The sequence below is a fragment of the Clavibacter sp. B3I6 genome (assembly GCF_030816895.1).
Taxonomy (GTDB): Bacteria; Actinomycetota; Actinomycetes; order Actinomycetales; family Microbacteriaceae; genus Clavibacter.
The window spans coordinates 2164651-2185333 of sequence record NZ_JAUSYL010000001.1 but is presented as its reverse complement, the minus strand read 5'-3'; the positions used below and the strand labels follow the sequence as shown (position 1 = coordinate 2185333).

Sequence of the window (20683 nt, the reverse complement as noted above, 5' to 3'; positions counted from 1 at the left end):
CGGTCGGCGGGTGCCGTGGGCTCCGCCGGGGCGAGCCCCCGCGTCAGGAGGGGTTCGACCTCAGCAGCCGGGTCACCGCGATCATCGCGCCGCCCACCACCGCCGGGATGCCGCCGCCGGGGTGCACCGACGCACCGACCCGCCACAGCCAGGGCCGCCAGGGGTCGTTGTACGAGGGGCGGTGGAACGGCCCGCTCAGCCACGGCGGACGCGCCGCGCCGTAGAGCGCGCCGTGCGGCTCGCCGCCCTCGCCGTAGTACTGCGGATCGAGCACGATCCGCTCGTCGAGGAGGTCGGTGAGGGGCCCGTCGAGCCCCATCGCCGCCGAGACGCGGTCGACCTCGCGCCGCACGAAGGGGTGCTCGGCCGTGTAGCGGCCGCCGTCCGCGGGCGCGGTGAGCAGGATCCCGACGGTGCTGCGCGGGTTCGGGTACACCTCGCCCGCGCGGTACTGGTTGACGAACACCATGGTGTCCGCCGGCTCGTCGCCCGCCTCGAGGCTGCGGTGCAGCGCGGCGGGCTTCGTGGGCAGCACCACGCTGTGCGTCGAGATCTCCGCCGGCAGCTCCTCGCGCAGCACGCCGTACACCGCGATGGCCGAGCAGGAGAGGGCGCGGGGGCGCAGGCGGGGGAGCGGCGGGATCCGCGACGGGCCCGTCAGCGCGGCCAGCCGGTCGGCGTCCAGGGCGCTGACGACGAGGTCGGCGGGGTGGCGCCCGGCGGTGGTGGTGACCGACCCGCGCTCGATGCGGGTGACGGCCTCGCCCGTGCGCACGTCGACCCCGGCCGCCTCGGCCAGCCGGCCCAGCGCGAGCACGATCTCGTACACGCCGCCGCGCGGCACCCAGGCGCCCGTCTCCGCCATGATCGCCGGCATGCTCGCGTAGAGGGCCGGGGTGCGCGCGGGCGAGACGCCCGCGTTGAGGGTGTGGATCGCGATGATCTCCCGCAGCCCGTCGGGCAGCCACGGCAGGCCGTCGAGGTAGGCGCGCGTGGTGAGGCGCGAGCCGTAGACGGCCAGCAGCCGGCGGAGCGCGGGGAGCGCGCCCCGGTCGAGCGGGTCGGCGAGCAGCAGCTCGGTCACGTCGTCGGCGAGGGGCGCGTGCAGGTCGGAGAACCGCCGCCAGGCGGGGTACCAGGGGTGGTCGGGCGCCACCGGCAGGGAGGTCTCCTCGCCGTCGAAGTAGTATCGGCCCACCTCGGGCATCCGCACCAGGTCGAGCCGGCCGTCCTCGAGCACGCGATCGCTCGCACGCCCGCCGTCACCGAGTCGCCGCAGCAGCTCGTCCCACACGCCCGGGAACGTCACGAGCGACGGCCCGGTGTCGATGCGGTCCTCCCCCAGCCGGATGCGGCGGCTCTTGCCGCCGAGCTCGGCGGAGGCCTCGAGCAGGGTGACGCGGTGCCCCGCGTGCGCGAGCAGCGCGGCGGCGGTCAGCCCGCCCATCCCGCCGCCGACCACGACGATGCGGCTCACGGGTAGCCCACCAGCACGATCGCGACCATGAGCAGCACCCCGGCGAACGTCCCGGCGATGTACGGGAACGCGACCGACAGGCGGTAGAGGCGGTGGCCGGTCTCCGGGGTCGGGTCGCGCAGCAGGCTCACCACGAGGATCCCGGCGATCAGCAGGTTGACGGCCGCCACGGGCACGCTCACCACGGCGAACAGGGCCGTGGAGACGATCCACCAGGCGCCGCTCCACAGGGCCGTCCCGCGCGGACCGAGCCGCACCGCGGTGGTGGTGATCCCCGCGTCGCGGTCCTCCACGATGTCCTGCACCGCGTCGAAGGCGTGCTTGGCCACGCTCCAGGCCATCAGGCCGAGGGCGGCGGGCCAGACCGGCGTGACCTCGAGGGCCGCGGGCACGATCACCAGCGGCAGCGCGTAGGCCGCGTTGCTCAGCGAGTCGAGGAAGGGCCGCGCCTTGAAGCGCAGCGGGGGCGCCGAGTAGAAGACGAACACGCCCGCGTAGAGCAGGATCGCCGCGTTCGCGAGCGGCGGCAGCGTGAGGAGGAACCAGACGAGGAACGGGATGTTGACGACCGCGACGGCCCAGGCGATCAGCCGCACCTCGGACGGCCGGATCCGGGCACCCTCGAGGGAGCCCTTGCGGGGGTTCGCCGCGTCCGTGTCCTGGTCGTAGACGTCGTTCACGCCGTAGATGAGCAGGTTGAACGGCAGGGTGAGCCACAGGATGACGGGCAGGGCCCGCAGGTCGAACAGCGCCCCGGTGAGCCACATGGCCACGAGACCGGAACCGATGGTGTTGATCCACAGCACCGGGCGGGAGATGAGCACGAGGCGGCGCACGGCCTCGCCGATCCCCGGCGGCGCGGTGCGCGACATCCGCTGGCTGCCGTCGGTCACCCCACGAGCGTACGCGGCCCGGGTGGGCGCGGGCCTTACGGCTTCCGGGCCCACACTGGGGGGATGCGCATGATGCTCCTCACCGCCGGCACCCGAGGCGACGTGGAGCCCTTCACGGCCCTGGCGCGGCACGCCGCGTCCCGCGGCCACGAGGTGCGGCTGGCCCTGCCCGACGACGCGGTCGCGCCCGAGGGCGTGGACGTCGTGCGCCTCGGCCTCGACGCCCGTCGGGTGCTCTCGCCCGCGGGTCGCACCCCGTGGGCCCTCGCGCGCCACCTGCGCCGGGAGGTGCGGCCCGCGGTGCGGCGGATGCTCGCCTCCTCGGTGCGGGAGACGGCCGCCTTCACCCCCGACGTGGTGGTGCACCACTCCCTGATCCTCAGCGCGCCGATGGTGGCGGACGCGCTCGGCGTGCCGCGGGTGCTGGTGGAGTTCGCGCCGGTGGCGACCCCCAGCGCGCGCTTCCCCGCGGCCGGCGGTCCCACGGCCACCCGCGACCTCGGCGTGCGCAACCGGTCCACCTACGCCGTGCCGCGCTTCGCCGCGCGCCTCCTCGACGCCGACGTGGCGCGCGCCGCGGTCGAGCTGCCGGGCGGTCGTCGTCCTGCCGGGCGCTCGCCGTCGCGCGCGACGCTCATGGCCGTGAGCCCCGCGCTGCTGCCGCGGCCCGACGACTGGCCCGAGCGGGTGCACCAGACGGGGGCCTGGTACGAGGAGGCGCTGGCCCCGTCGCCGGAGCCGGTCGTCGGCGAGTTCCTCCGCGGCGGACCCGTCGTCGTCGCCTCCTTCGGATCCATGGCGACGGGGGACGCCGCGGCCCGGGGACGCGCGATCGTCACGGCCGCCCGCTCCCACGACCTCCGGGTGCTGCTGGTCACCGGGTGGGGCGGGCTCGCGCTGCCCACGGAGTGCCGCGGACCCGACGTGCTGGCGGTGCGGTCGGCGCCGTTCGACGCGGTGCTGCCGGGCGCGGCGCTCGCCGTGCACCACGGCGGGGCCGGCACATCCCACGCCGTCGCCCGGGCCGGCGTGCCCGCGGTGGTCGTGCCCGTGACCGCCGACCAGCCGTTCTGGGCCGCCCAGCTGCACCGGCAGGGGGTGGCCGCCGCCCCGATCCCGCGGCGCCGCCTGACGGTCGACGCCCTCGTGCCCGCGATGGGCGACGCCCTGTCCCGGCGCGATCGGGCGGCCGAGGTGGGCCGGCTCATGCGGCGGGAGCACGGGGTGCGGCAGGCGGTCGACGTGCTCGAGTCCCTCTGAGGCGACCTCCGGGGTGACGGGTGACGGTTGGCCGCACCGGGAGTTGACTCGGACGCGACGGATCGCGTGAGCGCCGCCCCGGCGCCCGATCCGCCCCCGCGGACACGAGGAGGAGCACCATGACCGATCGCTTCGACGGCAAGGTCGTCATCATCACCGGCGCAGGATCCGGCATCGGCGAGGCCACGGCCCGCCGCTTCGTCGCGGAGGGCGCGAAGGTCGTGATCACCGACAGCGTGGAGGAGAAGATCCAGGCGGTCGCCGCGTCGCTCCCCGCCGGCAGCGCCACCGCGCTCGTGGCCGACTCGTCGGTCTCGGCCGACGTGGATCGCGTCGTCGCCACGGCCGTCGAGGCGCACGGCCGGCTCGACGTGCTCGTGAACAACGCGGGCACGTTCCAGGCCGGCCCCATCGAGGGCATCACGGACGAGGAGTGGCACCGCGTCATCGACACCGACCTCGCGAGCGTCTTCTACGGCACGCGGGCGGCGCTCCCGCACCTGAGGGCGACGCGCGGATCCATCGTCAACGTCTCGTCGGTGTCCGGCCTCTCGGGCGACTGGCGCATGAGCGCGTACAACGCGGCCAAGGGCGGCGTGAGCAACTTCACGCGGGCCTCGGCGCTCGACCACGGCGGCGACGGCGTGCGGATCAACGCGGTCGCGCCCGGCCTCATCTGGACCGACCTCGTGGCCGGCAAGGAGGAGGACGAGGAGCTGATGGCGGAGTTCGCGAAGCGCATCCCGCTCGGGCACGGCGGCCAGCCGGACGAGGTGGCGGGCGTCATCGCGTTCCTCGCGAGTGCGGACGCGTCGTTCGTCACGGGCGTGGTGCTCCCCGTCGACGGCGGCACGATGGCCAGCAACGGGCAGCCCGCGCAGGCGTAGGGCGCGGGTCGAGCCGGGCGGATCCGCTCAGGCGGTGACGGGCGGGAGCTCGGCCACCGCGACCCGGTCGCCCGCGGCGTCGCGGATCTCGACGGCCGCCGCGTCCCGGCGCATCACGTCGGCGTTGAGGCGGCAGTCGATGCGGACGGCGGAGCCGAGCATCGTGCCCGACGCGTGCTCGCCGCCGGCCGCGTCGATCACGACCACGGAGAAGGAGTCGCCCGCGGGCAGGCCGTCGACCGACAGCAGGGTCTCGGTGCCCCAGGTGTGCGCGACGACGTCGCCCTCGACCTCGACGCCCGCGGGTGCTCCCGCGAAGGTCACGTCCTCGAGCGCGCCGAGGGTGCCGGCCGGGCCGGTCGCGACGTCGGCGCGCGGGGTCGCGAGGAACGCGCCGCCGGCCGCGCCGAGCGCGAGGCAGGCCGCGGCGCCCGCGATCAGGACCGCGGTGCGGCGGGGGCGCGGTCCGCGTGTCGCGCGGCGGGCCGCGAGGTCGTCGGGGGCATCGGGCGCATCGGGGTGCGGCACGGCGGTCGATCCCGCGTCCCCGGCGTCGCCGCGCCCGTCCGCGATGAGCCCGATCCGGCGCGTCAACTCGTCGCTCGGCGCGGCGTCCCGCCATCCGCCCACCCCGCGGATCGCGGCCGGCAGCCCGCCGAGCAGCGCGATCTCCTCGTCGACCGTCGGATCCGCGGCGCGCAGGGCGTCGAGCTCGGCGGTCTCGGCGGGGGAGAGGTCGTCGGCGAGGGCCGCGGCGATGAGCTCGGCCCGGCGGTCGTCGGCCTCCGCGGCCCGCGGCTCGCGCGCGCGGTCGTCCGGCTGGGACGGATCGGATCCGGGGGTGCGGTCGTCGGTCATGCGGGATCCACTTCGTCGAGATGCGTGCGGAGGGCGCGGAGCGCGTGGAACACGCGGGTCCGCAGGGTGGCGACGGGCACGCCCGTCGACGCCGACAGCTCCTGGTAGCTGAGGCCGGTGAGGTGCACGGCCACGACGGCCTCGCGGTGCGCGTCGCTGAGGCGCGCGAGCCCCTCGACGATGCCGAGCCGGTCGAGCGGATCCGCGTCGCGCGTGGCCTGCTCGGGCGCCTCCTCCTCGGCCACGATCCTCGGCGCGCGCGCCCGGGCGCGGTGCACGTCGAGGATCACCCGCCGCTCGATCGCGAACAGCCAGGTGCGCGCGCTGCCGCGCTCGCCGTCGAAGGAGTCGCGGGCCCGCCACGCGCGGAGGAAGGTCTCCTGCACGCAGTCCTCGGCGAGCTGGCGGTCCTGCAGGGCGTTGACCGCGAAGCCGAGCAGCGCGCCGCCGTGCTCCGCGAACGCCTGGCGCACGTCGAGCCCGGGCGTCGCTGCGCTCATCGTGCTCCGCTCGGAGGAAGGTGCCGGACGCGTCAGGACGAGCGCCATCGTGATCCCCTCAGACTAGGCGGGCCGGATGCGCGCCTCCCGGAGGGGGATACGTCGGGGGAGGGCCGCGCGTTCACCGGGATGGGGAGGAGGGGCGCCGGGCCTCGGGACGGGACGGGGCCCGGCGGTGCTGCCCCGCGGATCCCGCCGAGGGGATCCGGATCCGCGATGAACGCATCCCGCCCGCCGTGCGTATGCCCTGTCAGGAGCGGCGCCCGTCCGGGGTGCCGCCACCCACGAGAGGCTGCACGCGATGACGCACACGAGGCTCGTCCGGAACATGACCATCGGGGGCGCCGCCGCGGCCGCCCTCACCCTGCTCGCCGCCACACCGGCATCCGCCGAGACGAGCGTGCCCGAGCCCGACCGGTTCACGAGCGCGTTCACCGTGATGGCGACGCCCGACCAGGTCCTCAACGCCGACGGCGTCGCGACCCCCGGCGAGCCCGGCGCGACGGGCCGCTTCGATCTCCGCCTCGACTCCGCGTCGAACACCATCTGCTACGACATCACCCTCACGGGCGTCACCGGCGAGTACAAGAGCCCCGCGAAGACGGCGACGCACATCCACCAGGCCGCCGCGGGCAAGGCCGGCCCGCCGCGCATCGCGTTCCCCAACCCGGTGGACGCCGGCAACGGCACCCGCACGAGCTCCGGCTGCATGCAGGGCCCCTTCACCACCGGGATCATGAGCCCGCAGAACGCCGACACCGGCGAGGGCTTCACGGTCGCGCAGATCGAGGCCGACCCGTCCGCGTTCGCGGCCGACAGCCACACCGCGTCATTCGCGGCCGGTGCCGTGCGCGGCCAGCTGACCCAGGTGCCGGTCGGCGGCGTCGACACGGGCGCGGGCGGATCCGCGACCTCCGGCGTCGACGCCCTCCCGCTCGTCGCGGGCGGCACCGCGGTCGTGCTCGCCGCGGCCGGCGTCGTGCTGATGCGCCGCCACCGGGCCCAGGAGTCCTGATCCCCGTGCACCGCGGTCCGGCGGACGCGTCGCCCGCGCGGCGCGCCCGCCGGATCGTGGTGCTCGCGGCCGCGCTGATCCCGCTGGCCGCGCTGGCCGGATGCGCGCCCGCGGATCGGCCGCCGGCACCCGCGGCACCCGCCGCGTCCGCGCCTCCGACGCCCCCGGCCGCACCGAGCCCCGATCCGACGCCGACGACCTCCCCGCAGGTCGTGCAGGGCGTCGGCACCCTCCCGGCCCGCGTCGCGATCCCCGCCATCGACCTCGACCAGCCGCTCATCGACCTCGGCATCGCCCCTGACGGCCGCATGGAGGTGCCCGTCGACTTCGACGACGTCGGCTGGTTCACGGGCGGCGGCCGCCCCGGCGGCCGCGGACCCACGGTGATCGCCGCGCACGTCGACTCCCGCGTCGGCCCGGCCGCCTTCGCCCGGCTCGCCGAGCTCGGCGTCGGCGACGAGGTGGCGGTGCAGGACGTCGACGGCGGCACGACGCGCTACGCCGTGACCGAGGTCGCCGACTTCGCGAAGGCCGACTTCCCGACCGCGCGCGTCTTCGGCGCGCAGCCCACCGACCAGCTCCGCCTCATCACCTGCGGCGGGATCTTCGACCGCAGCGTGGGCCACTACGAGGACAACCGCGTCGTGTTCGCGGAGCCCGTGGGCTGACCGGGGGCGGCCGGTCCCGGTCCCCGGGCTCGGCTCCGCGCTCCGTCATCGAGCGTTCGGTCGGTGGACCGCAGCGGACCCGGTCGCATGCGGGAGGGCCACCGTAGGGTGGCGCCATGGACAGGGACCGGATCAGCGACCTCGCCCACGCGGATCACCCGATCGCGTCGCCGCTGAGCGATGACAGCGTCGACCGCCTCCTCGCTCGTGCGGTCGCCGGGCGGAGCGCGGTCCTCGACCTCGGGTGCGGGGATGGCAGCTGGCTGTTGCGGGCCCTGCGTCGCGAGCCGTCGCTCACCGCTGTCGGGGTCGATCACTCCGACGTCGGCTTCGACCGGGTGCGTGAGCAGGCCGAGCGCGAGGGTCTGTCCTCGCGCCTCGACCTCGTCCGCGCCGACGCCCGCACCTGGACCTCCGGCGACCGGTTCGACGTCGTGCTCAGCGTGGGCGCGACGCACGCCTTCGGGGGTCTCGAGCCGACCCTGGCCGCCATCGACGGGCACCTCCGCCCGGGTGGTCGTGCGCTCGTCGGCGAGTGCTTCTGGGAGCAGGAGCCGACCCCGCGGGTGCTGGACCTCCTCGGCGCGCAGCGTGAGGACTACGGCGACCTGGCGGCCACCGTGGAGGTCGCCGCCGCGAACGGGTGGGTGCCGCTGCAGGGGCACGTCAGCACCCTGGAGGAGTGGGACGACTACGAGTGGTCGTGGACGGGCGCACTCGCACGGTGGGCGCTCGACCACCCCGATGACCCCGACCGCGATCAGGTGATGACCGCGTCGGTCGAGCACCGGAGGGCGTGGTTGGAGGGGTACCGCGGCACGCTCGGCTTCCTCACCGTGCTCCTGGGTCGTCCGCCGGTCAGCTGAGGAGCTGCCGCGGGACGCATGCGGATGCGCCGCGACGACGACCTCGCGCCCGGGACGAGGGACGCCTCAGCGTCCTCTGCTTCCTTCCGCCCCGACGTCACCCCCCATGCGCTCAACGCCCGGTAGCGTGGCGTGATGGCCCAGGTGATCGTGTACGGACATCGGGCTTCCCTGGATGCGCGGCGGCAGGCGCTGTCGGACGCGATCCACGGCGCGGTGATGGTCGCCCTCGAGTACCCGGCCGAGAAGCGCTTCCATCGCTTCATCGGCCTCGCGCCGGCGGACTTCGTCCACCCCGCGGATCGAGGGGATGACTACACGATCATCGAGATCTCGATCTTCGAGGGGCGGACCGAGGCGGCCAAGCGCGCGCTGATCCGGGAGCTCTTCGCGCGCATCGCGTCCGAGGTCGGGATCGCGCCGCACAGCGTGGAGATCACGATCACGGAGACGCCGCGGGTGAACTGGGGCATCCGCGGTGTGGACGCCGAGGATCTCGCGCTCGGGTACACGGTGGACGTCTAGGCAGCACCTGCGGATCTGCCCGGGGAGGCATCCCTCACCGCACTCCGCTGGGCGGTGATGCGGCGCCCAGCGCTGCCATGATCGGCAGATGGCGCCGACGCTGCGGGATGTGCACTTCTGGCCGGACACCGGATGGCCGGACCATCGGTGGTACCCGTCGGACCTGGACGACGACACGTACGGACCGGTCCTCGACGTGGATGCGCTCCTGCGGGGGTCGAGGAAGGTCACCGAGCTCCTCGGTGAGCGCCTCGCGGAGGAGGGCATCACGATGCCGTTCGCGAGCATCCGCCTCATGCCCGGCCTGCCCTCCGCGAGCGGCGACCTGGAGGTCGAGGTCTCGGACCACATGGCCGGCGGCGAGGACATCGCGCACGTCCACGTGCCGGCGGGGTTCCACGACCTCGACGTCCGCGAGCGGGACGCGCTGGTGCTGCTCATGTGGCGGGAGACGCTGAAGCGGCTGGTGGCGCGCCGCGGCGGCGACCCTGCCGCCGTGGACCGCGCGGCCGACGCCGCCCGACGCGACGACTACGAGGTCCCGCGACACGGCCCGTGGAAGCAGGACCGCAGCCGATCCCGCCGCATGCGGCTGGTCGGTGTCCTCCGCGACGACGGGTTCCTCCGGCTGCGGGTGGAGGTGGAGGAGCTGCGGGGAGAGCGGTCGTCGCGGCTGTCGGACGAGATGGTCGGCGGGTCCTCGTACTGGTCGTTCGACCGTGCGGCGCGGAGCCTGCGGTGGACGTCGAGCACGACCGTGGAGGGGATCTCGGTCCCCGGGATCATCCTGGGCGACCGGGGGAGCTTCGCGTTCGACGTCGTCGCGGGTGCCGTCGGCGTGCGCGGCGGGCACGCGGATCCGCTGCCCATCGAGCCGACCGGCCCGGCGACGGCGATCGGCTTCCGCTTCGCGGAGAGGCCGGCTGATCACGTCGACGTCATGTGGGGGAGCGCCATCTACGACTTCGACGACGTCCCCGAGGAGTACGAGGAGGAGAGGGAGCGCATAGGCGACCTGCTGGAGTCGCCTGCGTGGCGGGGGTGGTGGAAGACGGTGGACGTCGACGAGGTGCGCTGCGTATTCGACTTCAGCGCCGAGAGGGCCTCATCGGTCGTGCGGTTCACGGGACGCGGGCTCAGCGTCAGCATCAAGCGCCCGACGGCGACGATCCCGACCGGGGCCGCCGGCGCGGAGCTCGCGCTCGCCGACGTGGAGGCGGTCCTCGACCGGGTCGTGACGCGCCGGAGGATCGGGCCGAGTCCGTCCCTGCGGTGAGGAGCGGGTGGTCCGGGAGGGACCGCCACCCGGACGCTCTTCCTGGCTGTCCGGCCGACACCCTGACATGCTCGCCCCATGGGACTGTCCGGAGCGCGCGTCACGCTCGACCGGATCACACCGGAGCTCGCCCGACGCATCGTCGATCGCGCCGAGGAGGCGGGGGACGACTGGGACGCGGAGTACCCGCTCGCTGACGAGCTCGACCCGCTGCGCGGACTGGCAGCGTCGACGGATCCCGACCCGATCTTCACCATGTACGTCATCAGGCGCTCATCCGACGGCCGCGCAGTAGGAGGCCTCGGCTTCTTCGGACCGCCCGACGAGGAGGGACGGATCGAGTTCGGCTACGGCCTCGTCGCCGGTGCCCGGAACCAGGGGCTGGCGACCGAAGCCGTGCAGGTCGCCCTGAGCTTCGCGGCACAGCATGGAGCGAGGATCGCCGCCGCTGACACCGAGGTGTCCAACGTGCCGTCGCAGCGGGTGCTCGCGAAGGCCGGCCTTCGGGAGACCGGTCGCGACGGATCACGCATCCTGTACGCGCGCGCCCTGTCGGCGGGCAGCTGAGCGCAGGCCCACGGCCGAGCCCGCGGCGGGCCGGAGGGGCGGGGAGACGCGTCGCCTGAGACAGGACCGGTCCTCTTCGTGCACCTATCGTTGCCGCATGACCCATCTGGAAGTCGACGGCGCAGCGCTCGCCTACCGGACGTCCGGCACCGGTCCTGCGCTCCTGGCCCCCGAGTGCAACTACTCCTGGACACCCGAGGTCGAAGCGCTGATGGCCGAGCACTTCACCCTCGTGGTCGCCACACCGCGCGACTACGGCACCAGCTCGCGCCCGGGTGCCCCCTACGACCCGCACGTCTGGGCGAGCGACATGCTCGCGGTGATGACGCACCTGGGACACGAGTCCTTCGCGGTGTTCGGGTACTCCTTCACCGGTGCGTTCGGCCCGTGGCTCGCCCTCGAGCTCGCCGAGCACGACGCAGTCACCGCCGTCGCCTCCGGCGGATTCCCCCTGCTGGGTGACTACGGCATCACGTCCCGCGACGTCGACGAGCAGATGGCGGAGATGGAGGAGGACGAGGACCTCTGGTCGGAGCTGAGCATGCGATTCGATCTGCGTGCCGGCGCCGCCTTCTACGAACGGCTCGCCACGCTCCCGCCCGACGCGCTCGTCGACCGGTCGCCCTGCCCGCTCTACTGCTTCTGGGGAGATCAGGACGTCGACGCGGTCGAGATGGTCATGCCCCACGCGGAACTCGCCGACGGTCTCACCCGTCGGGGGATCACCTGGAAGCAGTACCCGGGCATGGATCACGAAGCCCTCAGCGCCGACCTCGCCATGGCCTGGCCCGACGCGGAGGAGTGGCTCCTCGCGCACGCGGTGTCCACCTCTCGATGAGCTCATCGCGTTCCGATGGGGGATCGCCTGACGGGACACGACCGAGCTCGCGCTCCGGCCTTCGCTAGCCTCGAGGCATGCCCTCGCCGCACGACCACGTGGCCGCCATGACCGCACGCCTCACCATCGAGCCGCTCGCGCGTCGTGATGTCGATGCCTTCACCGGGTACCGCCGTGATCCGGAGGTGGCGCGTTACCAGTCGTGGGGGACCGCCTTCTCGCGAGCGGACGCGGAGCGCCTGGTCGCCGGTCAGCCCGACGGGCGTCTCCCATCGCCCGGCGGTTGGCTGCAGCTCGCCGTCCGCGAGACCGCCTCGGGTGGGCTCCTCGGAGACCTCGCGCTGCACGTGCTCGAGGATCAGCCCGGCACCTGCGAGGTCGGCGTCACCCTGGCCCGCTCGTCGCAGGGTCGAGGGATCGCCTCCGAAGCGCTGGGTGCGCTGCTGGACCTGGTGTTCGAGCAGGAGCGCGCGCACCGGGTGGTGGCCTCCTGCGACGCGCGCAACGAGTCGGTGGCGCGGCTGCTGGGGCGGCTGGGGTTCCGACAGGAGTCGCGGCAGGTCGACGCCGACTGGTTCAAGGGCGAGTGGACCACTCTCGACGGCTACGCCCTCCTCGCGAGCGAGCGGCCCGGGACGCCCCTCTGATCCGTACGGGATGACCGGCCGGAGGGCTGTCCGCATCGAGACGCGTCCTCGGGCAGCCCGGCACCCGAGGGCGGGGCCGCGGGCCGGCAGGGAGCCGGCCCGCGGCGCGCGCCTGCGCGGTCAGTCGCCGAGGGGCCACAGCCATTCGGCCTCGAGGTCGCCCTCGACGAGGTCCGCCAGCTTGCCGAAGTAGTCCTGCATGTGCGGCTGCTGCACGTGGCGCGCGATGTCCGCCCCCGATGACCAGCGCTCGTAGAACGCGAACGCCCCGGGCTGCTCCTTCGCGGTGTGGACCGTGTACTGCTCGTAGCCCTGCTCGGCGCGCACCGCCGGGATGATCGCGCGGATGGCGTCCTCGAGCTCCCGCTCCTTGCCGGCCTGGGCGCGGGCGAACCCGTAGACGGCCACCGGGGTGATCGAGGCCAGGACGTCGGCGGGCATCAAGCCGTCGGGGACGGTGTCATCGGTCGTGCTCATGGGGCTGCTTCCTTCGTGTCGCTGCGGTCCTGGGCGGGCGCCCGGACGATGACAACGCTAGGAGCGCTTGCTGGTGCGCTCAATGACCGAGACAGCCGGATCCATGTCCGGGAGGACCATCGAACGTGCCGTCCTGGTGCTCTGCGGCGCATCACCGTAGATTCGCCGCATGGACGTCCTCTCGCACGTGCTCGACGTCTCCGGCGTGCGGGGGAGCGCCGGCGCCCGGATCGCGGCGGGCGGCGACTGGGGCGTCGAATGGGTCCGCGATCGGGACGCCGTCGTCTACGCGGTCACGGCCGGCATCGCCTACCTGACCGTCGACGGCGATGCCCCTCGGCTCATGACGGCCGGCGACGTCGTCATCCTCGCGACCGGCGCCGCCCACTCCCTCTCCAGCGCGCCCGAGGTCGAGATCCACTCGTGCGACGTGGAGGCCGCCGACGACGCGCGCCGTCACGGTGGTCTGCTGCGCCTGGGGGACGGGGAGGCTCAGACGCAGATCCTCGGCGCGTCGTACTCCCACGACCCCGCAGGATCCACGCCCGTCCTCGCCCTGCTCCCGCCCGTGATCCACTTCCGGGCGCAGCAGCTGGACGGGAGCCTCGCCGACATCGTCCGGCTCCTGGCGCGGGAGCTGGCCCGTCCCGGCCTCGCGACCCATCTGGTCCTCGATCGTCTCGTCGACGTCCTCCTCGTGGAGATCCTGCGCACCTGGCTCGCCTCCTCCCCGGACGCCGGCGCCTCGTGGTGGGGCGTCCTCCGCGACCCGCTCCTGATGCGGGCCGTCACGCGGATCCATGAGGCCCCGGGTCATCCGTGGACGACCGAGGCTCTCGCCCGCGAGGTCGCGACGTCCAAGCAGACGCTGGTGCGCCGCTTCCACGCGTTCGCCGGCACCACGCCGGGCGACTACCTCACCCGCTGGCGGATGGACCTCGCCGCGCGTCGGCTCCGCGACACCGACGATGCACTCGAGGTGATCGCCGCGGATGTCGGCTACACCTCCGTCTACGCCTTCAGCCGGGCCTTCCGTCGCGAGCGATCGGTCCCGCCCGGGCGGTACCGGACGGAGTCCCGCGCGAGCGAGCGGCTGGCCTGACGGGCTAGCGGTCGAAGAAGTCGCCCAGCCCCGGGATCTGGAAGCCCTCGCCGAGCCCGCCGACCTGGTCGCCGATGCCGCCGACCTGGTCGCCGATGCCGGTGAGGTACTCCTCACCGCCCTGCGCGATGCCGTCCACGCCCTCGGACAGCCCACCGAGGTCGGGGAGGCCCTCGAGCCCGAAGCCCTCCGTGAGGCCGGCGAAGTCGATCCCGTCCGCCATCGCCCCCGACAGGAGCGGACCGGCCACGGCGCTGATCGCGGCGCCGGATGCGACCGCCACCGCCACGCCCCCGATCGCCGCCACGCCCGCCCCCGCAGCCGCACCGCCCGCGAACATGGCGGCACCGTTGCGGCTCCCTCGGTTCGACGTCCCATGGCCGCCGAGCACCCTCTGCATGAGGCCGGGTCGGCTGGTCTGCCCTCGGGTGGCCGCGCGGGCGAGGTCGGCGGCGCTGCCGCTGCGGGGCCGCTCATGGGCGGGGAGCTCCTCGGTCAGACGTGCGAGGACGAGCTCGCGCTGCGCGGGGGTGAGGCGCTCGAAGGCGTCCCGGTGCACCTGCTCGAGCTGCTCCGGTTCCGCCGTGCGGAGGAGGTAGTCGTACTTGCCGAGCGCGATGCGGTCGGCCTCGGTCACCTGGGCGGCCTGGCGCTGGCCGTACTGCTGGGGGCCGGCCTGGCCCTGGCCGTACTGCTGCTGGCCGTACTGCTGCGGGTCCGGGTGTCCGGCGTCCCGCTGCCCGTGGACCTGCCCGGTCCGGGGGCCACCCACCTGATCGCGCGGAGTGCGCTCGTCCCCCGTGAGCTTGTCCGCCGCGGACCGGACGACGCTGCGCCAGTCGGTCTCACCGCCGCGCGAGGGCTGCTGCCGGTCCTGGCTGGAGGAGGAAGAGGAGTGGTCGCCGAGCGCTTTCGCGGCAGCACCGAGGAGACGGCGGAAGTCAGGCATGCGCATCATCCTGCTGTGCGGTGCTGTGTGGAACCCGGGGCGCGCGTCCTGCGCCAGCGTCCGCGTGGCCCGCGATCCGCGCGTCATGCGGTGGCGGCGTCCGGTCGAGGATCCCCTCGTCGGCTGAAGGAGCGGTCCCGCACCTCGCCGGTGTCGGGCTCGTCATCCCCCGCCCGAGCACGCCGGCATCGGCGCGACGAGGTCCTCGCGCGTCGCGGAGGACCTCGACGCGACCTGTCGGATCCCGCGGCCCGCGGACCCGCACCGGACCCCTCAGGCGGCCGGGCCCCCGACCCCGTCGTCACCGGCGACGTCGTCGCGCAGCCCCGCGCGCAGCCGCGCCGTGCGCTCGCGCACCAGCTCGAGGCGGGCCTCGTCGAGCACGGCGGTCGCGGCCAGCGCGCGTCGGCCCACCAGCGCGACCCGCACCAGGACGACGAGCGCGACCGCCACGAGGGCCACCAGGACGGTGCCGAGGAGCAGCGGGATCGACCAGACGAGGTCGTAGAAGCTGGGCGCCAGGATGGTCGCGTTCGCGCGGTCCATGCTCATGCGCAGGCTCACGCGACCGGGCCGACCGGGCCGACGGGACCGTCGGTGCCGCCGCCGGGCGCGTACGGGCCGCCGTCAGCCTCGCCGTCGCCGTCGTCCGCCTGGAGCCGCGCGGTCTGCTCGCGGATGAGCTCGAGCCGCGCCTCCTGCAGCTCGGTCGTGACGAGCAGCGCGCGCCGGGCGGTGAGCGCCAGGCGGATGAGCACCACGAGCGCGAGCACCCCCAGGGCCACGAGCGCGAGGATCACGAGGATGTAGAGGGCGATGCCGATGCTGGCGCCGGGGGAGGAGATCATGCCCCGACGGTAGCGGCCGGGCGGCCGCCCGCGGGGAGGATGCACCCGCCCGGGGGTGGACGCCGTCGGGTCCCGTTCCGTGGAGGAGCCGGCCCATCGAGGGCCGGATGCCCGGGTCGGCGCGCCGTCACGCGCGCGCCCGCGCGGGCCCGGTCGTCGGCGAGGTGGCTGATCCCGCGCCGCCGCATCCCCCTGCGCGGATCCGCCTCGCACGGGGGCGTAGCGTGGGGACGCCCCCTCCCCGCGCACGACAGGAGTCCCCGCATGCCCACCGTCCTCCTCACCGGATTCGAGCCCTTCGACGGCGACACCAGCAACCCCTCGTGGACGGCCGTGCAGGAGGTGCGCGACCGCTGGGACGGCGACGCGGAGATCCAGGTGCGCCAGCTCCCCGTCGACTTCGCGAAGGTCGACGACGCGCTGCGGGCGGCGCTCGCCGAGGTGGATCCCGACGTCGTGATCTCCGTGGGCCTCGCCGGCGGCATCGAGACGCTCGAGGTCGAGCGCATCGCCATCAACGTCGACGACGCCCGCATCCCGGACAACACGGGCTTCCAGCCCATCGACGAGCCGGTGGTCGACGGCGGTCCGGCGGCCTACTTCAGCACCCTGCCGATCAAGGCGGCCGTCTCGGCGGTGCGCACGAAGGGCATCCCCGCGGTCGTCTCGCAGACCGCCGGCACCTACACCTGCAACCACGTCTTCTACCTGCTGATGCACGAGCTGCGCGAGCGCCCGGGCACCCGCGGCGGCTTCGTCCACATCCCGTACTCCACGGAGGAGGCGATCGGCACCGACCGCCCCTACATGCGCATGGACCAGATCGCGACGGCCCTCACGGCCGTGGTGCGGGCGACGCTCCAGAACGCGACCGACGTGAAGGTGGGCGGCGGGTCGCTCGACTGACCCGCGGCGGGATCAGGCCCGCGGCGGCGTCGGGTCCGCGACCGGATCAGGCCCGCGCGTCCGCCCCGCGCACCCGCGTCATCAGCACGAGCCCCGCGAGCAGCACGATCACGATGCCGATGATCCCGTAGCGCGTGTCGCCCGTGATGGCCACCGCGATGCCGAACAGGCCCGGCGCGAGGAAGCTCACCGCGCGGCCCGTGGTCGTGTACAGGCCGAACATTTCGCCCTCGCGGCCGACGGGGGAGATGCGCGCGAGGAACGTGCGGCTCGACGACTGCACCGGCCCCACGAACAGGCAGAGGAAGAGGCCCGTCGCCCAGAAGCCGGCCTTGGCGTCGCCGACGAGGAGCACCGCGGATCCGCCGACCACCAGGCACGCGAGCGACACGAGGATGACGGGCTTCGCGCCGAACCGGTCGTCGAACCAGCCGGCCGCGAAGGTGCCGATCCCGGCGACCACGTTGGCCGCGACGCCGAACAGCAGCACCTCCGTGGTCGAGAAGCCGAAGACCTGGGCCGCGATGATCGCGCCGAACGTGAACACGGCCGCGAGCCCGTCGCGGAACACGGCGCTCGCGAGCAGGAACACGATCACGCGGGGCGACTCGCGCCAGAGCTCCGCGATGCGGCGGAACAGGATCCGGTACGACTCGAGCGCGCCCTGCCGCTTCCGCCCCGGCGCCGCCGGGATCTCGGGCACGCCCACGAGCACCGGGATCGCGAACACGGCGAACCAGATCGCGGCCACGAGGATCGCGATGCGGACGTCGAGCGCGCCGCCCTCCGCGCCCGACGGCAGCCCGAGGAGGCCGGATGCGCCGGCCGTGCCGAAGTCGAAGAGGAACAGCGCGAGCAGCAGCGCCAGCAGCACGATCCCGCCCACGTAGCCCATGCCCCAGCCGAGGCCGGAGACGCGCCCGACCGTGCGCGGCGTGCTGACCTGCACGAGCATCGCGTTGTAGTTGACGCTCGCGAACTCGAAGAAGACGTTGCCGGCGGCGAGCAGCGCAGCGCCGATCCAGAGGACGGAGGGCACGGGCTCGACGAGCACCATCCCGAGCATCGCGAGCACGACGACGCCCGTGTTGATCCCGAGCCAGAGGCGGCGGCGGCCGGATCCGTCCGACCGCTGCCCGAGCACGGGCGCGAGCACCGCGATGAGGAGGCCCGCGATGGTCAGCGCGAGCGAGATGACCCCCGAGGTCTCGGCCTTCGCGGCGACCAGCGCGGGGTTCCGGGTGTCGTCGCCCGCCGCCTCGACGATCGCGGGGTCCACGAACAGGCTGCTGGCGAGGTACGTGCTGAAGACGAAGGTGGTGACGACCGCGTTGAAGGCGGCGGATCCCCAGTCCCACAGCGCCCACGCAGCGACGCGTCGGCGGGGAGGGGCGGCGGGCTCGTCGATGCGTCCGGGCGCGGCGGTGCTCATGGTCGCAACCTAGCGGGTGGGCGTGTCGCGCCGGGGTCGTGCGGCCGACCGCCCCGCCCTACGCTGGCCGGATGGACGGACCCCTCGCCGGCGGCAACATGAACCGCGTCGTCCGCGAGGGCGACACCGTCCTCCGCGACGCCGGGCCGTGGACCCCCACCGTGCACCGGTACCTGCGGCACCTCGCGCTCGCCGGCGTGGAGGGGATCCCCGAGCCGCTCGGCGTCGAGGGCGGGCGCGAGCGCCTGTCCTTCCTCCCCGGCGACGTGCCCGTCTACCCGCTGCCCGCCTGGATCTGGGCGGACGACGTGCTCGTGCAGGCCGGCCGTCGCCTCCGCGAGCTGCACGACGCGAGCGTCGGCTTCGCGCTCGACGGCGCGGTCTGGCAGTCGCCGACGAGGGTGCCCGCCGAGGTGGTGTGCCACAACGACTTCGCGCCGCACAACCTCGTCTTCGCCGACGGCCGCCTCACGGGCGTGATCGACGTGGACATGTGCTCGCCCGGCCCCCGCCTCGGGGACATCGCGTACCTGGCCACGCGCGCGGTCCCGCTCACGGGCACGACCCCGGCCGGCGCGCCCGGCACGGACGACGCCCGGCGCCGCGTCGCGCTGCTGCTCGACGCGTACGGATCCGCCGCGACGTGGACCGACGTCCTCCGCGTCGCCATCCTCCGCCTGCACGACCTCGCGGGCGTCTCCGACGCGAAGGCCGACGAGCTCGACGCGCCGCACCTGCGGGACGACGCCGCGCACTACCGGGACGACGCCGCGTTCCTCCGCGGGATCCTCGACGCCGAGCGCGACGCCGAGCGCGACGCCTGAGCCCTCAGCCGCGCGCGATCCGCTCGGCGATCTCCCGCAGCACGTCCGCGTCCTCGTACGCCAGGTCCATCCCGACGGCCTCGGCGACCGGGAACCACGCCACGCGCTGCCCCTCCGTGAGCCGGATCTCCTCCGCCGGCACGTCGAGCCGCGCGGTGAAGGTGTGCTCGACGCCGTAGGAGCGCGTGCGCGTCATGAGGTGCGTGACGTCGGCCGGCGCCATCTCGACACCCAGCTCCTCCGCGACCTCCCGCACGATGCACGCGAGCGGCGTCTCGGGCGGCTCCAGCATCCCGCCGGGGATCGCCCACATGCCGGGGAAGGGGATGGCGGGGATGTCGTCGCGGAGCTGCAGGAGGATCCGCCCGGTCGCGTCGACGAGCACCGCCTGGCAGCCCGCGGGCAGGGCGTCGCCGTCCGTCACGCGCGCGCGCCCGCGGAGGGGGAGGGGCCCGCGTCCGGCCCGTCGATGGTGTGCGCGGTCATGGCGACGGCGGCGCGCGCGATGTCCTCCGCCGTCTCCTCCGTGCCGAGCGCGGGGGACGCCCGGAGCGCGACGGCGGCCGCCTCCCGGTAGTCGTCGGTCATGCGCGCGAGCGTCCTCCGGCCGGCGTCGGTGAGCTCGAGGAAGACGCTGCGGCGGTCCCGGGGGTTGGGCACGCGACCGAGGTGGCCGGCGCCGACGAGCCGGTCGATCACGGCGGTCACCGCGCCCGTGCCCATGGAGATCTCGGAGGCGAGGTGCTTCGGGGTCATGCGGCCGAGGTCCCCGACGACGCCGATGACGGTCAGGTCGGTGACGTTCACGCCGATGTCCTGCGCGATGCGCGTGCGCAGGTGCCGTTGCGCGGTCTCGATCATGTGCAGCGCGTTCGCGAGCTCCTCCACGGCGGCGGCGTCGTCGCGGCGGGGAGCGTGTCTCTCCGGGGTCATCGTCGGGTGTCCTGTGTCGTGGACCGGGCAGGGTCCGTGGGCGGTCCAGAGACTGTATCCCGCCCGTGCGCGCTCCCGTCCCCGGAGCGAAGGGGTTGGCCCCCGCAGTGGGGGGTCGCACGGATCCCGAGTAGCTGTACATTCGAGTTACTTGCAAAGCGAGTCACCGGTCTTCTCCTCCGGGGGCTCACCCAGTCCCCTCCTCCCCACTCACACCCGGAGCCACACCATGTCGAACCACATCGCCCCCGCCGCCAAGACCCGCCGCGTCCGCTTCGCCCCCCTCGCGATCGCGACCGGCGTCGCGGCCGCCGTCCTCCTCTCCGTCTCGATGTCGGGCACGCTGTCGGGCTTCGTCGCCTCGATCACCAACGACACCAACACCGCGGCCTCCGGCTCGCTCGTCATGCAGGAGTCGCAGGCCGGCGCCAACGGCGCCCCGACCGTGACCTGCCTCAGCACGAGCACCGCGACCGGCGTCGACGCCAACGCCGCGACCTGCTCCACCATCAACAAGTTCGGCGGCTCGACCACGATGATCCCCGGCCAGACCGTCACGAGCGTCGTCAACATCAAGAACGTCGGCACCTCCAAGGCCGCGACCTTCACCCTCACCCCCGGCGCCGTGTGCGCGCAGACCAAGAACGGCACCGTCAACGGCACCGCGACCGACTTCTGCTCCAAGCTGAACGTCGTCATCACCTCGGGCGGCGTCAACGTCTTCACCGGCACCGCCGCGACCCTCGCCGGCTCGCCCGCCAAGACCCTGACCGCCCTCGCCGCCGGCGCCAGCAGCGACTTCACCTTCGCGGTCACCCTCGACAACTCGGCCGGCAACACGTACCAGGGCCTCGGCGCCTCGCTGCCCCTCACCTGGTCCTTCGCCTCCTAGTCCTACCCCGCACGACCACCGCGGGGCCGCCGCACGGCGGCCC

General features: G+C 74.3%; 25 protein-coding genes. 14 read left to right on the top strand and 11 right to left on the bottom strand.

Translation table 11 applies throughout. The features are described from left to right. Positions 1 to 43 precede the first annotated feature (43 nt). Together QFZ62_RS10475 and QFZ62_RS10470 are read right to left on the bottom strand one after the other, a co-directional pair. Complete coding sequence (locus QFZ62_RS10475) at positions 44 to 1477, bottom strand: NAD(P)/FAD-dependent oxidoreductase (protein WP_307505281.1); 1434 nt, start codon at positions 1475 to 1477, stop codon at positions 44 to 46. Continuing rightward, the gene (locus QFZ62_RS10470; protein ID WP_307505278.1) at positions 1474 to 2370 is read right to left on the bottom strand and encodes a UbiA family prenyltransferase; all 897 of its coding nucleotides are present in this window, start codon (positions 2368 to 2370) and stop codon (positions 1474 to 1476) included. The genes QFZ62_RS10475 and QFZ62_RS10470 overlap by 4 nt, the downstream gene beginning before the upstream one ends. Before the next feature lie 63 nt (positions 2371 to 2433). Between QFZ62_RS10470 and QFZ62_RS10465 the strand changes: the two genes are divergently transcribed. Continuing rightward, positions 2434 to 3630 (top strand): glycosyltransferase, encoded by a 1197-nt coding sequence (locus QFZ62_RS10465; RefSeq protein WP_307505275.1) that lies wholly within the window; start codon positions 2434 to 2436, stop codon positions 3628 to 3630. A 119-nt stretch (positions 3631 to 3749) separates the two neighbouring features. Next, complete coding sequence (locus QFZ62_RS10460; protein WP_307505272.1) at positions 3750 to 4517, top strand: SDR family NAD(P)-dependent oxidoreductase; 768 nt, start codon at positions 3750 to 3752, stop codon at positions 4515 to 4517. Positions 4518 to 4544: 27 nt separating this feature from the next. Here the strand turns inward: QFZ62_RS10460 and QFZ62_RS10455 are convergent, their stop codons facing one another. Continuing rightward, positions 4545 to 5375: a hypothetical protein gene (locus QFZ62_RS10455; protein ID WP_307505270.1), complete on the bottom strand. Its 831-nt coding sequence runs from the start codon at positions 5373 to 5375 to the stop codon at positions 4545 to 4547. Next, on the bottom strand, positions 5372 to 5875 hold the full coding sequence (locus QFZ62_RS10450) for a sigma-70 family RNA polymerase sigma factor (protein ID WP_307505267.1): 504 nt from the start codon (positions 5873 to 5875) through the stop codon (positions 5372 to 5374). Before QFZ62_RS10450 ends, QFZ62_RS10455 begins: the two co-directional genes overlap by 4 nt. Positions 5876 to 6176: 301 nt before the next feature. Here QFZ62_RS10450 and QFZ62_RS10445 point away from each other — a divergent pair, with 301 nt between their 5' ends. The 8 genes from QFZ62_RS10445 (at position 6177) to QFZ62_RS10410 (ending at position 12277) form a co-directional block, all read left to right on the top strand. Beyond that, the gene (locus QFZ62_RS10445) at positions 6177 to 6890 is read left to right on the top strand and encodes a CHRD domain-containing protein (protein WP_307505265.1); all 714 of its coding nucleotides are present in this window, start codon (positions 6177 to 6179) and stop codon (positions 6888 to 6890) included. Positions 6891 to 6895: 5 nt separating this feature from the next. Continuing rightward, complete coding sequence (locus QFZ62_RS10440; RefSeq protein WP_307505262.1) at positions 6896 to 7558, top strand: class F sortase; 663 nt, start codon at positions 6896 to 6898, stop codon at positions 7556 to 7558. Positions 7559 to 7674: 116 nt separating this feature from the next. After that, positions 7675 to 8424, top strand: a complete 750-nt coding sequence (locus QFZ62_RS10435; protein WP_307505260.1) for a cyclopropane-fatty-acyl-phospholipid synthase family protein — start codon at positions 7675 to 7677, stop codon at positions 8422 to 8424. Between the two features lie 135 nt (positions 8425 to 8559). Further along, positions 8560 to 8949 carry a tautomerase family protein gene (locus QFZ62_RS10430; protein WP_307505257.1) on the top strand — a complete coding sequence of 130 codons (390 nt, stop codon included), beginning with the start codon at positions 8560 to 8562 and terminating at the stop codon, positions 8947 to 8949. A gap of 88 nt (positions 8950 to 9037) precedes the next feature. Continuing rightward, a complete protein-coding gene (locus QFZ62_RS10425) occupies positions 9038 to 10225 on the top strand; it encodes a hypothetical protein (RefSeq protein ID WP_307505255.1) in 1188 nt (395 codons plus the stop codon). 78 nt (positions 10226 to 10303) lie between these two features. Further along, complete coding sequence (locus QFZ62_RS10420; RefSeq protein ID WP_307505252.1) at positions 10304 to 10792, top strand: GNAT family N-acetyltransferase; 489 nt, start codon at positions 10304 to 10306, stop codon at positions 10790 to 10792. Between the two features lie 97 nt (positions 10793 to 10889). Then, positions 10890 to 11630, top strand: a complete 741-nt coding sequence (locus QFZ62_RS10415; protein WP_307505249.1) for an alpha/beta fold hydrolase — start codon at positions 10890 to 10892, stop codon at positions 11628 to 11630. Between the two features lie 77 nt (positions 11631 to 11707). Further along, complete coding sequence (locus tag QFZ62_RS10410) at positions 11708 to 12277, top strand: GNAT family N-acetyltransferase (protein WP_307505246.1); 570 nt, start codon at positions 11708 to 11710, stop codon at positions 12275 to 12277. Positions 12278 to 12397: 120 nt separating this feature from the next. Here the strand turns inward: QFZ62_RS10410 and QFZ62_RS10405 are convergent, their stop codons facing one another. Then, positions 12398 to 12754 carry a putative quinol monooxygenase gene (locus QFZ62_RS10405; protein ID WP_307505243.1) on the bottom strand — a complete coding sequence of 119 codons (357 nt, stop codon included), beginning with the start codon at positions 12752 to 12754 and terminating at the stop codon, positions 12398 to 12400. 169 nt (positions 12755 to 12923) lie between these two features. Between QFZ62_RS10405 and QFZ62_RS10400 the strand changes: the two genes are divergently transcribed. Then, the gene (locus tag QFZ62_RS10400; protein WP_307505240.1) at positions 12924 to 13856 is read left to right on the top strand and encodes an AraC family transcriptional regulator; all 933 of its coding nucleotides are present in this window, start codon (positions 12924 to 12926) and stop codon (positions 13854 to 13856) included. A gap of 4 nt (positions 13857 to 13860) precedes the next feature. Here the strand turns inward: QFZ62_RS10400 and QFZ62_RS10395 are convergent, their stop codons facing one another. The 3 genes from QFZ62_RS10395 to QFZ62_RS10385 form a co-directional block, all read right to left on the bottom strand. Next, entirely contained in the window at positions 13861 to 14805 is a 945-nt protein-coding gene (locus QFZ62_RS10395) for a cation-transporting ATPase (RefSeq protein WP_307505235.1), read from the bottom strand. Between the two features lie 273 nt (positions 14806 to 15078). Beyond that, positions 15079 to 15357: a hypothetical protein gene (locus QFZ62_RS10390; RefSeq protein ID WP_307505232.1), complete on the bottom strand. Its 279-nt coding sequence runs from the start codon at positions 15355 to 15357 to the stop codon at positions 15079 to 15081. An 8-nt stretch (positions 15358 to 15365) separates the two neighbouring features. Then, positions 15366 to 15653 carry a hypothetical protein gene (locus tag QFZ62_RS10385; RefSeq protein ID WP_307505229.1) on the bottom strand — a complete coding sequence of 96 codons (288 nt, stop codon included), beginning with the start codon at positions 15651 to 15653 and terminating at the stop codon, positions 15366 to 15368. 264 nt (positions 15654 to 15917) lie between these two features. On the opposite strand from QFZ62_RS10385, the gene pcp reads away from it, so the two are divergent. Continuing rightward, positions 15918 to 16559, top strand: coding sequence for a pyroglutamyl-peptidase I (pcp, locus tag QFZ62_RS10380; protein ID WP_307505226.1), 642 nt, complete (start codon positions 15918 to 15920; stop codon positions 16557 to 16559). Positions 16560 to 16605: 46 nt separating this feature from the next. Here the strand turns inward: pcp and QFZ62_RS10375 are convergent, their stop codons facing one another. Beyond that, positions 16606 to 17991, bottom strand: coding sequence for an MFS transporter (locus QFZ62_RS10375; protein ID WP_307505223.1), 1386 nt, complete (start codon positions 17989 to 17991; stop codon positions 16606 to 16608). A gap of 71 nt (positions 17992 to 18062) precedes the next feature. On the opposite strand from QFZ62_RS10375, the gene QFZ62_RS10370 reads away from it, so the two are divergent. After that, positions 18063 to 18815 carry a phosphotransferase gene (locus QFZ62_RS10370; RefSeq protein WP_307505219.1) on the top strand — a complete coding sequence of 251 codons (753 nt, stop codon included), beginning with the start codon at positions 18063 to 18065 and terminating at the stop codon, positions 18813 to 18815. Positions 18816 to 18819: 4 nt separating this feature from the next. Here the strand turns inward: QFZ62_RS10370 and QFZ62_RS10365 are convergent, their stop codons facing one another. Both QFZ62_RS10365 and QFZ62_RS10360 read right to left on the bottom strand, forming a co-directional pair. Further along, positions 18820 to 19239: an NUDIX domain-containing protein gene (locus tag QFZ62_RS10365; protein ID WP_307505216.1), complete on the bottom strand. Its 420-nt coding sequence runs from the start codon at positions 19237 to 19239 to the stop codon at positions 18820 to 18822. Continuing rightward, entirely contained in the window at positions 19236 to 19748 is a 513-nt protein-coding gene (locus QFZ62_RS10360) for a MarR family winged helix-turn-helix transcriptional regulator (protein ID WP_307505213.1), read from the bottom strand. The genes QFZ62_RS10365 and QFZ62_RS10360 overlap by 4 nt, the downstream gene beginning before the upstream one ends. A 229-nt stretch (positions 19749 to 19977) precedes the next feature. Between QFZ62_RS10360 and QFZ62_RS10355 the strand changes: the two genes are divergently transcribed. Further along, on the top strand, positions 19978 to 20640 hold the full coding sequence (locus tag QFZ62_RS10355) for a hypothetical protein (RefSeq protein WP_307505210.1): 663 nt from the start codon (positions 19978 to 19980) through the stop codon (positions 20638 to 20640). Positions 20641 to 20683 lie beyond the last annotated feature (43 nt).

What these genes read in the sequence shown, in the direction of transcription:
- QFZ62_RS10450 (WP_307505267.1), bottom strand. Translation starts at nt 5,875, where the DNA reads ATGAGCGCAGCGACGCCCGGGCTCGACGTGCGCCAGGCGTTCGCGGAG.
- QFZ62_RS10390 (WP_307505232.1), bottom strand. Translation starts at nt 15,357, where the DNA reads ATGAGCATGGACCGCGCGAACGCGACCATCCTGGCGCCCAGCTTCTAC.
- QFZ62_RS10410 (WP_307505246.1), top strand. Translation starts at nt 11,708, where the DNA reads ATGCCCTCGCCGCACGACCACGTGGCCGCCATGACCGCACGCCTCACC.
- QFZ62_RS10395 (WP_307505235.1), bottom strand. Translation starts at nt 14,805, where the DNA reads ATGCCTGACTTCCGCCGTCTCCTCGGTGCTGCCGCGAAAGCGCTCGGC.
- QFZ62_RS10405 (WP_307505243.1), bottom strand. Translation starts at nt 12,754, where the DNA reads ATGAGCACGACCGATGACACCGTCCCCGACGGCTTGATGCCCGCCGAC.
- QFZ62_RS10360 (WP_307505213.1), bottom strand. Translation starts at nt 19,748, where the DNA reads ATGACCCCGGAGAGACACGCTCCCCGCCGCGACGACGCCGCCGCCGTG.
- QFZ62_RS10355 (WP_307505210.1), top strand. Translation starts at nt 19,978, where the DNA reads ATGTCGAACCACATCGCCCCCGCCGCCAAGACCCGCCGCGTCCGCTTC.
- QFZ62_RS10385 (WP_307505229.1), bottom strand. Translation starts at nt 15,653, where the DNA reads ATGATCTCCTCCCCCGGCGCCAGCATCGGCATCGCCCTCTACATCCTC.
- QFZ62_RS10430 (WP_307505257.1), top strand. Translation starts at nt 8,560, where the DNA reads ATGGCCCAGGTGATCGTGTACGGACATCGGGCTTCCCTGGATGCGCGG.
- QFZ62_RS10375 (WP_307505223.1), bottom strand. Translation starts at nt 17,991, where the DNA reads ATGAGCACCGCCGCGCCCGGACGCATCGACGAGCCCGCCGCCCCTCCC.
- QFZ62_RS10400 (WP_307505240.1), top strand. Translation starts at nt 12,924, where the DNA reads ATGGACGTCCTCTCGCACGTGCTCGACGTCTCCGGCGTGCGGGGGAGC.
- pcp (WP_307505226.1), top strand. Translation starts at nt 15,918, where the DNA reads ATGCCCACCGTCCTCCTCACCGGATTCGAGCCCTTCGACGGCGACACC.
- QFZ62_RS10445 (WP_307505265.1), top strand. Translation starts at nt 6,177, where the DNA reads ATGACGCACACGAGGCTCGTCCGGAACATGACCATCGGGGGCGCCGCC.
- QFZ62_RS10425 (WP_307505255.1), top strand. Translation starts at nt 9,038, where the DNA reads ATGGCGCCGACGCTGCGGGATGTGCACTTCTGGCCGGACACCGGATGG.
- QFZ62_RS10370 (WP_307505219.1), top strand. Translation starts at nt 18,063, where the DNA reads ATGGACGGACCCCTCGCCGGCGGCAACATGAACCGCGTCGTCCGCGAG.
- QFZ62_RS10460 (WP_307505272.1), top strand. Translation starts at nt 3,750, where the DNA reads ATGACCGATCGCTTCGACGGCAAGGTCGTCATCATCACCGGCGCAGGA.
- QFZ62_RS10465 (WP_307505275.1), top strand. Translation starts at nt 2,434, where the DNA reads ATGCGCATGATGCTCCTCACCGCCGGCACCCGAGGCGACGTGGAGCCC.
- QFZ62_RS10420 (WP_307505252.1), top strand. Translation starts at nt 10,304, where the DNA reads ATGGGACTGTCCGGAGCGCGCGTCACGCTCGACCGGATCACACCGGAG.
- QFZ62_RS10415 (WP_307505249.1), top strand. Translation starts at nt 10,890, where the DNA reads ATGACCCATCTGGAAGTCGACGGCGCAGCGCTCGCCTACCGGACGTCC.
- QFZ62_RS10435 (WP_307505260.1), top strand. Translation starts at nt 7,675, where the DNA reads ATGGACAGGGACCGGATCAGCGACCTCGCCCACGCGGATCACCCGATC.
- QFZ62_RS10455 (WP_307505270.1), bottom strand. Translation starts at nt 5,375, where the DNA reads ATGACCGACGACCGCACCCCCGGATCCGATCCGTCCCAGCCGGACGAC.